This is a genomic window from Microbacterium sp. NPDC058062 (genome assembly GCF_042885375.1).
Classification (GTDB): domain Bacteria; phylum Actinomycetota; class Actinomycetes; order Actinomycetales; family Microbacteriaceae; genus Microbacterium; species Microbacterium trichothecenolyticum_C.
Map to the genome: position 1 here is coordinate 244,515 of NZ_JBHVSC010000003.1, position 12,802 is coordinate 257,316.

At 70.1% G+C, this 12,802-nt stretch carries 11 protein-coding genes; 6 read left to right on the forward strand and 5 right to left on the reverse strand.

Annotated elements, in window-relative coordinates; translation table 11 throughout:
- Positions 1-112: 112 nt before the first annotated feature.
- Positions 113-694 carry a nitroreductase family protein gene (locus ACFVSU_RS10335; protein WP_387141926.1) on the forward strand — a complete coding sequence of 194 codons (582 nt, stop codon included), beginning with the start codon at positions 113-115 and terminating at the stop codon, positions 692-694.
- An 84-nt stretch (positions 695-778) separates the two neighbouring features.
- On the opposite strand, the gene ACFVSU_RS10340 is transcribed toward ACFVSU_RS10335, so the two are convergent.
- Together ACFVSU_RS10340 and ACFVSU_RS10345 are read right to left on the reverse strand one after the other, a co-directional pair.
- The gene (locus ACFVSU_RS10340) at positions 779-2,992 is read right to left on the reverse strand and encodes an ATP-dependent Clp protease ATP-binding subunit (protein ID WP_387141929.1); all 2,214 of its coding nucleotides are present in this window, start codon (positions 2,990-2,992) and stop codon (positions 779-781) included.
- A gap of 94 nt (positions 2,993-3,086) precedes the next feature.
- Positions 3,087-4,751, reverse strand: coding sequence for a SulP family inorganic anion transporter (locus ACFVSU_RS10345; RefSeq protein ID WP_387141932.1), 1,665 nt, complete (start codon positions 4,749-4,751; stop codon positions 3,087-3,089).
- A gap of 212 nt (positions 4,752-4,963) precedes the next feature.
- Between ACFVSU_RS10345 and ACFVSU_RS10350 the strand changes: the two genes are divergently transcribed.
- Positions 4,964-5,374, forward strand: a complete 411-nt coding sequence (locus tag ACFVSU_RS10350) for a hypothetical protein (protein ID WP_387141935.1) — start codon at positions 4,964-4,966, stop codon at positions 5,372-5,374.
- Between the two features lie 30 nt (positions 5,375-5,404).
- Here ACFVSU_RS10350 and ACFVSU_RS10355 read toward each other — a convergent pair whose 3' ends face one another.
- The 3 genes from ACFVSU_RS10355 to ACFVSU_RS10365 form a co-directional block, all read right to left on the reverse strand.
- Positions 5,405-6,427 carry a GlxA family transcriptional regulator gene (locus ACFVSU_RS10355; RefSeq protein ID WP_387141938.1) on the reverse strand — a complete coding sequence of 341 codons (1,023 nt, stop codon included), beginning with the start codon at positions 6,425-6,427 and terminating at the stop codon, positions 5,405-5,407.
- A gap of 355 nt (positions 6,428-6,782) precedes the next feature.
- Positions 6,783-8,012, reverse strand: coding sequence for a glycosyltransferase (locus ACFVSU_RS10360; protein WP_387141941.1), 1,230 nt, complete (start codon positions 8,010-8,012; stop codon positions 6,783-6,785).
- 6 nt (positions 8,013-8,018) lie between these two features.
- Positions 8,019-9,236 carry a glycosyltransferase gene (locus tag ACFVSU_RS10365; RefSeq protein WP_387141944.1) on the reverse strand — a complete coding sequence of 406 codons (1,218 nt, stop codon included), beginning with the start codon at positions 9,234-9,236 and terminating at the stop codon, positions 8,019-8,021.
- Between the two features lie 129 nt (positions 9,237-9,365).
- Between ACFVSU_RS10365 and ACFVSU_RS10370 the strand changes: the two genes are divergently transcribed.
- From ACFVSU_RS10370 to ACFVSU_RS10385, 4 genes are all read left to right on the forward strand, one after another.
- Positions 9,366-10,007: a hypothetical protein gene (locus ACFVSU_RS10370; RefSeq protein WP_387141947.1), complete on the forward strand. Its 642-nt coding sequence runs from the start codon at positions 9,366-9,368 to the stop codon at positions 10,005-10,007.
- Positions 10,008-10,020: 13 nt separating this feature from the next.
- Positions 10,021-10,860 carry an LLM class F420-dependent oxidoreductase gene (locus tag ACFVSU_RS10375; RefSeq protein WP_387141950.1) on the forward strand — a complete coding sequence of 280 codons (840 nt, stop codon included), beginning with the start codon at positions 10,021-10,023 and terminating at the stop codon, positions 10,858-10,860.
- Positions 10,861-10,921: 61 nt separating this feature from the next.
- Positions 10,922-11,593 (forward strand): GAP family protein, encoded by a 672-nt coding sequence (locus ACFVSU_RS10380; RefSeq protein ID WP_387141953.1) that lies wholly within the window; start codon positions 10,922-10,924, stop codon positions 11,591-11,593.
- A gap of 91 nt (positions 11,594-11,684) precedes the next feature.
- On the forward strand, positions 11,685-12,599 hold the full coding sequence (locus tag ACFVSU_RS10385; protein WP_387141956.1) for a formylglycine-generating enzyme family protein: 915 nt from the start codon (positions 11,685-11,687) through the stop codon (positions 12,597-12,599).
- Positions 12,600-12,802: the final 203 nt, after the last annotated feature.

The following is a 12,802-nucleotide window of genomic DNA, read 5'->3' on the forward strand; positions in this document are numbered from 1 at the left end:
CGCTCGGCGACACGGGAGGACATGGAGGGAATGTTCCCAGGTCCATGTCGTTGCATGGATCTGGGCCGACGGGGTCCCGGCAGAAAATCGCTCGACCCCAGAGGAGCAGCCCATGTCCACTCTCACCGCACGCACCGCCGAGACCGACGCGCCGATCATCGACGTGCTCGCCGAGCGTTGGAGCACCCGCATCTTCGACCGCGAGTCGGTCATCGACGAGGCCGCCCTCGCGAGCGCGCTCGAGGCCGCCCGCTGGACGCCGACCGCCGCCAACACGCAGGCCTGGCGCGTCATCGTCGCCCGTCGCGGCTCGGCCGCGCACGCGACCGTGCTCGGCTCGCTCGCCGGCTTCAACAGCGCCTGGGCGGGCGACGCCGCCGCGCTCGTCGTTTTCGTCGCCGAGACCACGCGCGACGGCGAGCCCATGCGCTGGGCCCAGTACGACACCGGCCAGGTCGCCGCGCACTTCACGGTCCAGGCGCACGCCGACGGCCTGTCGACGCACCAGATGGGCGGCTTCGACCGCGACGCCATCGCCGCCGGCTTCGAGCTCAGCTCCGATTTCACTCCCGTCACCGTCATGGCGGTCGGCGAGCTCGGCGACATCCGCCTCGCGTCGGAGGAGCTGCAGGCTCGCGAGAACGCCCCGCGCGTGCGCCGCCCCGCCGCCGACTCGGTGCTCGTGAACGACTGATCCACCCCGGATCCGAGAAACGGATGCCTCGACCCGCCGCTGCGGGCCGAGGCATCCGTCATCTCCGGCACACGTGACCGGGCGTCAGTCGTCGAGGAGCTCCGCCTCGATCACGTCGTCGTCGTCCGCCGCGGGCTCGGGAGCCGCCGGGCCGTCGCTCGTCAGCACCAGCGAGGAGCCGTCGGCAGCCACGTCGACCCGCACGACGTCGCCGTCGCGGACGCCGCCGGAGAGCAGGGCCATCGCGAGGCGGTCCTGGATCTCGGACTGGATGAGGCGGCGCAGCGGCCGCGCGCCGAACACCGGGTCGTAGCCGCGCTCGGCGAGCCAGGCGCGCGCGTCCGGCGTCACCGCGAGCGTGAGGCGGCGGTCCTTGAGGCGGCGCTGCAGCGCGAACACGGCGAGCTCGACGATCTGCGCCAGGTCGTCCTGGCTGAGCGCGGCGAACATCACGATGTCGTCGAGCCGGTTGAGGAACTCGGGCTTGAACGCCTGCCGCACGATCGCCATGACGGCGTCGCGCTTCTCGTCGACCGACAGTACCGGGTCGATGAGGATCGGCGAGCCGATGTTCGACGTCAGGATGAGGATCACGTTCGTGAAGTCGACCGTGCGGCCCTGGCCGTCGGTGAGGCGGCCGTCGTCCATGACCTGGAGCAGCACGTCGAACACCTCGGGGTGCGCCTTCTCGACCTCGTCGAGCAGCACCACCGAGTACGGGCGGCGCCGCACGGCCTCGGTGAGCTGGCCGCCCTGCTCGTACCCGATGTATCCGGGAGGGGCGCCGACCAGGCGCGAGACCGAGTGCTTCTCGCCGTACTCCGACATGTCGATGCGCACCATGGCGTGCTCGTCGTCGAAGAGGAACTCCGCGAGCGCCTTGGCGAGCTCGGTCTTGCCGACACCGGTCGGGCCGAGGAAGAGGAACGAGCCGGTCGGGCGACCGGGGTCGCTGATGCCCGCACGAGAGCGGCGCACAGCATCCGACACCGCCTTCACGGCGTCTTTCTGCCCGATCAGGCGCTTGCCGAGCTCCGCCTCGAGGTGCAGCAGCTTCTCGCTCTCCCCCTGGAGCAGACGGCCGACCGGGATGCCGGTCCACGCCGCGATCACGGCGGCGATGTCCTCGTCGGTGACCTGCTCGTTGACCATGCGCTCCTCGGTCGACGCCGCCTCGGCCTGCTCGGCCTGCGCGATCTCTACCTCGAGGCGCTTGATGGTCTCGTACTCGAGCTTCGACGCACGGGTGTAGTCCGCCTCGCGCAGCGCGCGATCACGGTCGATGATCGCCTGGTCGAGCTGCTTCTTGAGCTCGCCGACGCGGTTGAGGCCGGCGCGCTCGCGCTGCCAGCGCTGCTCGAGCACCGACAGCTCGGCCTCCGCGGTGGTCATGTGCTCGCGGAGGGTGGCGAGGCGCTCCTTCGACGCGGAGTCCTTCTCCTTCTTGAGCGCGAGCTCCTCCAGCCGCATGCGGTCGATCTGACGCCGCAGCTGGTCGATCTCGAGCGGGCTCGAGTCGATCTCCATCTTGAGCCGGCTCATCGCCTCGTCGATCAGGTCGATGGCTTTGTCGGGAAGCTGGCGGCTGGGGATGTACCGATTGGACAGGGATGCCGCGGCCACGAGCGCGCCGTCGTTGATGGTGACGCCGTGGTGGGCCTCGTAGCGGCCCTTGAGTCCGCGCAGGATCGCGACCGTGTCTTCGACACTGGGCTCGCCGACGTAGACCTGCTGGAAGCGGCGCTCCAGCGCAGCATCCTTCTCGATGAACTCGCGGTACTCGTTGAGCGTGGTCGCGCCGATGAGGCGCAGTTCACCGCGCGCGAGCATCGGCTTCAGCATGTTGGATGCCGCCACCGACCCCTCGCCGCCGCCCGCGCCCATGAGCACGTGCAGCTCGTCGATGAACGTGATGATGCGGCCGTCGGACTCGGTGATCTCCTTGAGGACGCTCTTGAGCCGCTCCTCGAACTGGCCGCGGTACATGGCGCCGGCGACGAGGGCGGAGATGTCGAGGGTGACGAGCTCCTTGTTCTTCAGCGACTCGGCGACGTCGCCCGCGACGATGCGCTGGGCGAGGCCCTCGACGACGGCGGTCTTGCCGACGCCGGGCTCGCCGATGAGGACGGGGTTGTTCTTCGTGCGGCGGGTCAGCACCTGGCTGACGCGCCGGATCTCGCTGTCCCGCCCGATGACGGGGTCGAGCTTGCCCTGCCGGGCACGGTCTGTGAGGTTGATCCCGAACTGCTCGAGGGCGCTCTGCGCGTCCTCCTGCCCGGGCTGTTGCGTGGCGTTCATATGTCTCCTGAAATCTGTTGACCTCAACTCTTCGTCAAAGTTGAGTCGTCATGGCTCAAGTTTACCAGCGAGTCCGTTCGGGATCAACGCGACGCTAGTCCTCGAGTTCCGCCCGGGCGTCGGCATAGGCGCGGCGCAGCCCCTCGCCCACCCATTCGGTGCCGCGATAGACGTTGTCTGCGCCGATGTCGGCGGTGAGGCCGCCGGCCCCGAGCTGGGAGATGACGCGGTCCTCGGTGGCCACGACCTTCAGCGTCGAGTCGGCGTCGCGCAGCTCGGCCGCGAACCGGCGCAGCACCTCGACGTGCGACAGGCCGATCTCATCGGTGCCGCGCAGGCGCACGATGACCACCGCGCCGCTCGATTCGCGACTGACATCGGGCAGCTGCCGCTCGAACACCGGCGCGCTGGCGAAGAAGAGGCTGCCGTAGGGCTGGAGCACAAGCACTTCGCCGGGCGGCACGACGGCCGGAGGGTCGATCTCGCGCATGCGCCCGTCATCCGTCATGCGCACCGCCCGAACCCGCACGCTGTTCGACTGCTCGGCGACGTACAGGATGACACCGAGGCCGACGCCCACGAGCACGGCGAACTGCAGCGGGATGATCAGGGTGAGCCCGAAGGTGACGGCCATGATCGTCGTCGGCAGCGGCCCCGACTTCACGACCGAGTACACGCGGCTGGGCTTGATCGCGCGCCATCCCACGACGATGAGCAGGCCCGCCAGCGCCGGCATGGCCACGAAGGCCACGACGTCCGCCAGCAGGAACACCACGAGCGCCATGACCCCGCCGGCGACGAAGAGCGAGAGCCGCGTCTTCGCCCCTGCCTGCACGATCAGCGACGAGCCCGACATCGACCCACCCACCGGCATGCCCTGGAAGAGCCCCGACACGACGTTGCCCAGCCCCTGGCCCATGAAGTCGCGGTTCGCGTTCGCCCGCTTGCCGTCGGCGGTCGGGATGCCGGCCGACACCGCCGCGCCCTGCACGAGGCCGATGAACGTCAGCGAGAGGGCGGGGATCAGCAGGTTCGGCGCGTCGGCGATGCTCGGCAGTACCGGCGCCGGCAGACCGCGGGGCACGTCCACGATGTCGCGGAGCAGCACGACGGAGTTCTGCACCCACAGGTTGAGCGCCACCGCGCACGCCGAGCCCACGACGACGGCGATCACGAGGCCCATGCTGCCGACGCGGGTCGGCAGGAGCACCACGATGATGAGCACGGCGATCGTGCCGACCACCAGCGACGGGATGTTCCACTGCCCGACGTGCACGAGCACGTCGATGGTCTTGAGCAGCCGGTTGGCACCCTGCGCCTGGTAGCCGGTGAAGTTCGACAGCTGCCCGAGGATGATGTTGACGCCGATCGCGGTGACGAACCCCGTCATGACGGCGGTCGGCACGAAGCTGATGAGCCTGCCGCCGCGCAGCAGGCCGGCGATCACCATGATGATGCCGGTGAGGATCGCGAGCGTGAACAGCCCGCGATCCGGGTTGGGGAGCGTCTCGAGCCCGGCGTCCGAGACGACGAGGGCCATCGCGCTCGTCGCCTGCACGGCCATGAACGCGCTGCTGGTGAGTACGGCCGCACCCACCATGCCGAAGAGGTACCCGTAGAGGCCGGCGAGCGGGTTGACCCCCGCCAGCAGTCCCGCGGCGAGGCCGTCGGGCACCGCCTCGACGCCGAGGATCACGCCCGCGACGGCGTCTTTGCGCAGCGTCTTACGGGAGAACCACGATCTCGGATCGAACCCCACGGGTCACACGCTAGCGAAGGGCTCCCCGCACGCGAGGGAACCTTTTCGACGCGCACGGACATCGCGCGTAATTCACGCGACCTGCATGAAGAGAACTCTTCCCAGGATTCTCCCAGGATGGCTAATGTGACGGCTAGCGGCACAACACCGCCCGGGCGCGATGCCGCCCGAAGCTGAACGGCCTCCCCGGCCGACATGAAGGGACCCTCGCCATGACCAACTCTGACGTCAACACCTCCGGATGGGCAGGATGGGGCGTCTTCGCCGCTGTCGTGCTGATCGTCGGCGGCACCATCGACGCCTTCCACGGCCTGCAGGCGCTCATCGGGCCTGACACGGCTTACTTCCTCGGACAGGAAGCCCTCTTCTCGATCGACGTCCAGGGCTGGGGCTGGTGGCACCTCATCGCCGGCGCTCTGCTGATCCTGGTCGGCATCTTCCTGCTCCTGGGTGCGACCTGGGCCCGCGTCGTCGCGATCATCCTGGTGGCGCTCAACGCCATCGGCCAGATCACGCTGATCTCGGTGCAGCCGTGGCTGTCGATCGCGCTCCTCGCGATCGACGTAGTCGTCATCTACGCGCTCACCGTGCACGGCAAGGAGATCGACGCCAAGAAGGCCTGACCCCGTCGTAGGGCGCGGGAAGACCGCGCGCTACGCCACGGACTCGAGAACGGATGCCTCGGCCCCCGCTTCGGCGGAGGCCGAGGCATCCGTCATCTCATCGACGGTGCAGGCGAAGCGCGAGCGGTACGCGGTCGGCGTCGTGCCGAGCACGCGCGCGAAGTTCTGGCGGAGCACCGCCGCTGATCCGAACCCGCTCTCGTAGGCGATGCGGTCGAGACCGAGGTCGGTCTTCTCCAGCAGCCGCTGCGCGTGGATGATCCGCTGGCGGGCGAGCCACGCGGCCGGCGTCGCACCGAAGTCGGCCTTGAAGCGGCGCGCGAACGTCCGCGGCGACATGTGCGCCTTCGTCGCGAGCTGGTCGACCGTGAGGTCGAGGCGCAGGTTGTCGAGCATCCAGTCGGTGACCGGCGCGAGCGACAGCGACGTCGTGGCCGGAAGCGGGTTCGCGATGAACTGCGCCTGGCCGCCGTCGCGCTGCGGCGGCACGACCATGCGACGGGCGATGATGTTCGTGAGCTCCGCGCCGAGCTCCTGGCGCAGCAGGTGCAGGCAGGCGTCGAGGCCGGCCGCGGTGCCGGCGCTCGTGATGATGCGGCCGTCCTGCACGTAGAGCACGTCGGGGTCGACGTCGATCGACGGGTACATCTCCTTCATCTTCTGCGCGTACATCCAGTGCGTCGTCGCGCGGCGGCCGTCGAGCACGCCGGAGGCGGCGACGACGAACGATCCGCTGCACACGCTCAGCACCCACGCGTCGCGGGCGACCGCGTCGCGGATGACGTCGAGCACACGGTCGTCGACGTTGCCCCAGTACTGGTGGGGAACGGGCGAGACGACGACGAGGTCGGCCTCGTACGCGAACGACAGGTCGGCGTCGACGTTGATCGAGAAGCCCATCTTCGACTGCACGGCGCCGGGGTCGGGCGTGACCACGCGGAAGTCGAAGTTCGGGATGCCGTCGTCGGACCGGTCGAGGCCGAACGCCTCGCATGCGACTCCGAACTCGAACGGCGCGAAGCCGTCCGTGACGATGCAGGCCACCGTTTTCATGTCGTCCTCCTCGCGGCCGCTGAGCCTGTCGAAGCGTGGCAGTTTTCGTGCGATGTGTGTCCATTCTGCCACTCGTGGCAGGACTCACGCAAGCGTAGCGTTTCTGCCATGTTCATGGTGATTCTTCTCGCAGCCCTGTCCGCGGTGGCCTTCGCATCGACGATCGCCGCCCTCCACTCCGACGGCTACCGCCGGATTCCCACCGACCGCACCCGCCTCCCCTGACCGGCGCCGGCCACCCCAGCCCCTCCTCAACTGAGGATCAGAGCCGGGATGAGGAGCAGATCCCGCGATTCGCTCCTCATCCCGGCTCTCGTCCTCGAATGAGGACCGGGCGACGCGACGCCGGGGCGGCTCAGGCGGTGACGCGGTCGTAGACCTCGACCATCGCCGCGGTGCGCGACGACTGCCGGAAGCGCTCGCGGATGGTCGGGTCGGGCACGCGCGGCGCTCCAGCGGAGATATCGGATGCTGCCGCCCGCAGCGCGTCCGCGAGCGCGGCGACCGACGGGTCGGCGGTCACGCCGTCCCCCACGGCCCAGAAGCCCTCGCCGAGCTCGGCCGCCAGATCGGGGTCGCTGACCACGGACGGCGTGCCGAGCGAGGCCGCCTCGAAGATCGTCATGCCCTGCGTCTCGAAGCCGATCGAGGTCTGCACGACGGCGTCGGCGGCAGCGATGCGCCGCAGGGTCTGGGCGTACGGCATCCGTCCCGCGAAGGTCACTGTCGCCCGGGGTCGGAGCTTGTCGACGAGACGCCGCGCCGCGCGCAGCTGGCCGCCGCCGCCGATGATCTCAACTTCTGCCTCGACGCTCGAGGCGGCGAGCGCCTCGAGGAAGGGCATCAGGCGCTTCTCGGGACTCATGCGCCCGAGCCACACGAACCGCGGCGGGCCAGGGGCGCGCTCTGTCGAAGCCGCCGCGAGCACCTCGTCGAGCACGTCGTCGTCGATGCCGTTCCAGATCACGTCGACCGCCGGCGCACCGGCTGCGGGCAGGACCCCGTTCGCCTCGAGCCGGCGGGCGAAATGCGTCGACGGCGCGGTGACGGCAGCGGCGCGGGCGCCGAAGCGGCGCAGGTACGCCCAGCCGTCGCGGCCGCGCTCCGACTCACCCACGCGGCGTCCGAGCGCACGGCGCTGCCACGCGTTCAGCACCCGCAGCACGGTCTTCGGGAACGGTGTGGTCGCCTCGATGCCGACGTCGAGCCGGTTGTGCATCGTGTGGACGATCGGGATGCCGTGGCGCTCTGCGTACCGGACGCCGATGAACGCGCCCCAGAAGTCCGCCTGGATGTGCACGACGTCGACCGGCGGGCGGCCCGCCATCGCAGCATCCAACCGTTGATCCGTCCGCCGGCCCGGCCACGTCATGGAGTATTCGCGGTCCACCGTGATGGGGATCGACGGCAGGTCCACATACGCGGGGTCACCGGCCGCCGCGCGCGCCCGCGGGCCGTGCATCGCCGGCGCGACCATCGTCACGGTATGCCCGGCCTTCTCGAGGAAGCGGCGCTGCAGGCGCATCGAGACCTGCGCCCCGCCGAGCGACTCGACGTGCTGGTCGCCGAACATCACGACGTGCACGATGGCCTACTCGGGAAGGGGCTCGTCGCGGTACAGCGCCTCGAACGTGTCGAGCGTGCGCTTCATGTCGTGCACCTTGACGCCTTCGAGAGAGCACTGCTGCATCCGCGCCCGCTCTTGCGGGGTCTGCGTCAGCACCGTCGTGAGCTTGGCAGCGAGGTCGTCGACGTCGCTGGGGCGGAACAGGTATCCGTTCTCGCCGTCGTGGACGAGGTGGGGAAGCGCGACAGCGTCGGCGGCGACGATGGGCAGGCCCGAGGCCATCGCCTCCATGGTCGCGATCGACTGGAGCTCGGCGATCGACGCGATCACGAAGAGGCTCGCGTTGGTCAGCAGCGCGCGCAGCTCCTCGTCTGTCGTGTGACCGTGGAAGTAGACGCGGTCGCCGAGACCGAGCTCGGCGACGAGCTGCTCGAGGTTGCGGCGCTGGTCGCCCGAGCCGACGATGTCGAACCGCACGTCGAGCGCCGGGTCGAGCGTCGCGATCGCGCGCAGCACGACGTCGATCTGCTTCTCGGTCGTGAGCCGGCCCACGAACACCAGCCGGTGCGCGTCGCGGGGCGTGAGGTCGGCCGTGTAGTTCGAGGCGTCGATTCCGCAGCTGACCGGGATGACGTCCTGGATGTCGATCGTGCGCTCGAGGAACTCGGCGGCCTTGCGGGTCGGGGTCGTGACTGCGCGCGTCATCTTGAACGTGCGTTCGGCGTCCTCCCACGCGAGCTTGACCGCGTACTGGGTCCACGACGGCGGGAGCACCGTGAAGTCGAGCACGTTCTCTGCCATGACGTGGTTCGTGGCGACGACGGGGATGCCGCGCTTGCGCGCCTCGCGCGTGAGGCCGCGGCCGATCACGATGTGGGACTGGATGTGCACCACGTCGGGCTGCACCTTGTCGAGCACACGGCGGGCGTAGTACTTCGACCGGAACGGCAGCACGAACGTGAGCCAGTCGTGCGGGTACCAGCGCCACGACGGCAGCCGGTGCATCGTCATCGGCTGGCCCTCGATCACCTCGGTGAACGTGCCGTGGTCGCGGTGCCTCTTGCTGGGCGCCATCACGTGCACCTCGTGACCGCGCGCGACCATGCCGGCGGCGAGCCGCTCCGCGAAGCGGGCGGCGCCGTTCACGTGCGGGAGGAACGTGTCGGCGCCGTAGAGGATCTTGAGCGCGCGAGGGCTCGCGGCGTCGGCGGGGGTGTCGTCGGGCGTCGCAGGATCGGTCACGGGGTCAGGGGCCTGTCTGTGCGGCGGGGGCGCGCGGCAGCGGCTGGTCGCCGCGCGCCCTCCACCCTACCCGAGGGGTATCCGGGGGCTCCCCAGGAACGCGCCCGTCGTGGCACGTACCCTGGTCGCATGCCCCGACTGCAGGCCGACGCCGACCCGAACCTCTGGGTTCCCGTGACCGAGTCGCTCGGCTTCCGAGGACGCCGTCATCGGAAGACGGCGATACGGATGCTGCTGAACCAGGCCGGTGGCTTGATGATCGGCCCTGCGGGCGCGACGCCGATCGAGTCATCCGGAGCCGCGGGAGGGCAGCCGCGCTCCGGGAACGGCTTCGCCGCCTGGGCGATGAGCCAGGCCGCGCCGTTCCTCATGCGCAAGGCCGCCGGCCGCGTGCTGGTGTGGGTCTGGAAGGCCGATGCCGAGCTCGTCGTCGTGATGGCGCAGGTGCAGCAGGCCACCAACGACCTCCGTGCCGCCCGGGCGATGATGCCCATGGAGTACGACGACACGGAAGTCTTCCGCAACCCGTATCTCGGCGTCGGCGAGAAGCTCGAGATGGCGCTCCCGTCCGACACGCGCACCCCGCCGTTCGCCACCTACACGTGGGACACCGTCACGCATTTCGTCACGGTGACCGCCGTCTGCTCAGACCGCGAGCGCTTCGGCACCGTGATCGGCAGCGTCGACGACCTCGCCCGCACCCTCCGGGTCGTGGACGACCTCACGGTCGGCGAGTCGCCCGAGGTGCTCCGCATCGAGCCGAAGAACTGAAAGACTCGCGCAGATGACCGAGTCGCAGCATCCGTCCGCCCATCGCCCTCTGCGGATCGGCGTGCAGCTCGCGCCGCAGCACGGGTCGTACACCGCCTATCGCGACGCGGTGCTGCGCGCGGAGGAGCTCGGCGTCGACGTGATCTTCAACTGGGACCACTTCTTCCCGCTCACCGAGCCGCTCGAGGCCGCCCACTTCGAGGCATGGACGGTGCTCGCCGCGATGGCCGAGCAGACCGAGCGCGTCGAGTTCGGGCCGCTGGTCAACTGCAGCTCGTACCGCAACCCCGATCTGCAGGCCGACATGGCCCGCACGGTCGACCACATCAGCGCCCGCGCCACCGGCACGGGCCGGTTCATCTTCGGCACCGGGTCGGGGTGGGCGCAGCCCGACTACGACGCGTACGGCTACGAGTTCGGCACCGTCGGCTCGCGGCTCGACGACCTCGCTGCGGACCTGCCGCGCGTGCGCGCCCGCTGGGACCACCTGAACCCGCCGCCCACGCGGCGGATCCCGATCCTCATCGGCGGTCAGGGCGAGCGCAAGACGCTGCGGCTCGTCGCCCAGCACGCCGACATCTGGCACACCTTCACGCGGCTCGACGACCTGCCCCGCAAGATCGGCGTGCTGCACGAGTGGTGCGCCCGCGAGGGCCGTGACCCCGCTGACATCGAGCTGTCGACCGGGTACACGGTGCGCGGGTTCGGCCCGCTCCTGGAGGGGACGGATGCCGCGTCCCGCCTGTACGACCTCGGCTTCCGGTTGATCGTCCCGGCGATCGACGGTCCCGACTACGACCTCGCGCCGGTGAAGGCGCTCCTGGAGTGGCGCGACCGGATCAACGGCGTCTGACGGCCAACGGCCGATACGGTGGCCACGCCGGTATCGCTCGACAATCCCCAGGAGGACGCCCATGGGCGCCGTCATCGGAGAGACCCTTCCCCTCGCACTCGGTGTGGCGATCAGCCCCATCCCGATCATCGCGGCGATCCTCATGCTGCTGTCGCCCAAGGCGCGGGTCACGAGCGTCGGGTTCCTGCTCGGCTGGGTGCTGGGCATCGTCGTCGCGGTGACCGTGTTCACGCTGCTGTCGTCGACCCTCCCCGAGCAGGATGCCGATGCCTCGAAGCCGATCCAGGGCGTGATCCAGCTCGTGCTGGGGGCGGGGCTCCTGTTCCTCGCGCTCCGCCAGTGGCGCGGGCGGCCGAAGGCGGGCGAAGAGCCCCAGCTGCCGAAGTGGATGCAGGCGATCGACAAGGTCACCTTCCCCGTCGCGCTGGGCCTCGGGTTCCTCCTCTCGGCGGTCAACCCGAAGAACCTCTTGATGGCAGCCGCGGCCGGCGTCGACATCGGCTCGGCCGGGCTCGACACCGGGTCGATCGTGCTCGTGATCGCGGTGTTCACGCTGATCGCAGCATCCACCGTCCTCGTCCCGGTGGTGGGGTACCTCATCGCCGCCGAGAAGCTCCGCGGCCCGCTCGACGCGCTGCGGGTGTGGCTGGGCAGGGAGAACTCCGTCATCATGGCCGTGCTGCTGCTGGTCATCGGCGTCTCGCTCATCGGCAAAGGCATCGGCTCGTTCTGACCCTCACCTGTCTGCTCACCTGTCACGATCTGTCGGGCCGGGTGGCACATCGTGACAGGTGAGCTAAGAAGCGCCGGGCTACGGTGGAGCGGTGACTGCGGCGACCCACGACCAGGTGCTGCTCGACGGCGGCGTGTTCCGCATGGGGTCCGACGAGTTCTACCCCGACGAGCAGCCCGTGCACGAGCGCGAGGTCGCGCCGTTCCGCATCGACCGGTACACCGTGACCAACGCGCAGTACGCCGCGTTCGTCGACGACACCGGGTACGTCACGGTCGCGGAGCGCGAGCTCGACCCCGCCGCCTTCGAGGGCGCGGATCCCGCCGACCTCGTACCCGGCGCGATGGTGTTCACCCCCACGGCGGGCCCCGTCGACCTGCGCGACTGGCGCAACTGGTGGCGCTGGCAGCCGGGGGCGTTCTGGCGCCGGCCGTTCGGACCCGAGTCTTCGATCGACCAGAGGCTGCAGCATCCGGTCGTCCACGTCGCCTTCGAGGATGCGACCGCCTATGCCGAGTGGGCCGGCATGCGGCTTCCCAGCGAGGCCGAGCACGAGTACGCCGCCCGCGGCGGGCTCGAAGGCGCGCGTTTCGCGTGGGGCGACGAGCCCTACCCGGGCGGCGTCGCGCAGGCGAACTCGTGGCTCGGACGGTTCCCGTACGACAACCAGGGAGTCGGGGATGCCGCCCCGGTCGGCTCGTACGCCCCCAACGGCTACGGGCTGTACGACATGACCGGGAACGTCTGGGAATGGACGACCGACTACTACACGCCACGCCATCTGCGGCTGTCGGATAAGCCCGTCGACGCCGGCAAGCGGGCGAACCTGCTCGCCGCGGCGAGCGCGCAGAGCGACTTCCCGTCGATCCCGCGCCGCGTGCTCAAGGGTGGCTCGCACCTGTGCTCGCCCGACTACTGCCTGCGCTTCCGCCCCGCGGCACGCTCGCCCCAGGCCGAGGACACCGGCATGTCGCACATCGGCTTCCGCTGCGCGAGCGACGCCTGACCCCAGCCCCGCCCCGCGCTCCTCCGCTCGTCCCTCCGCTCGTTGAGCGAGCGACACCTGGCCCGCACCCCGTCCCGCTCGTTGAGCGAGCGACACCTGGCCCGCACCCCGTCCCGCTCGTTGAGCGAGCGAAGCGAGTCGAAACGCGCCGATCGCCGCGCACAGCACCGGTCCGCTGACCTCCTTCCGCCCGCCCCTGCCGT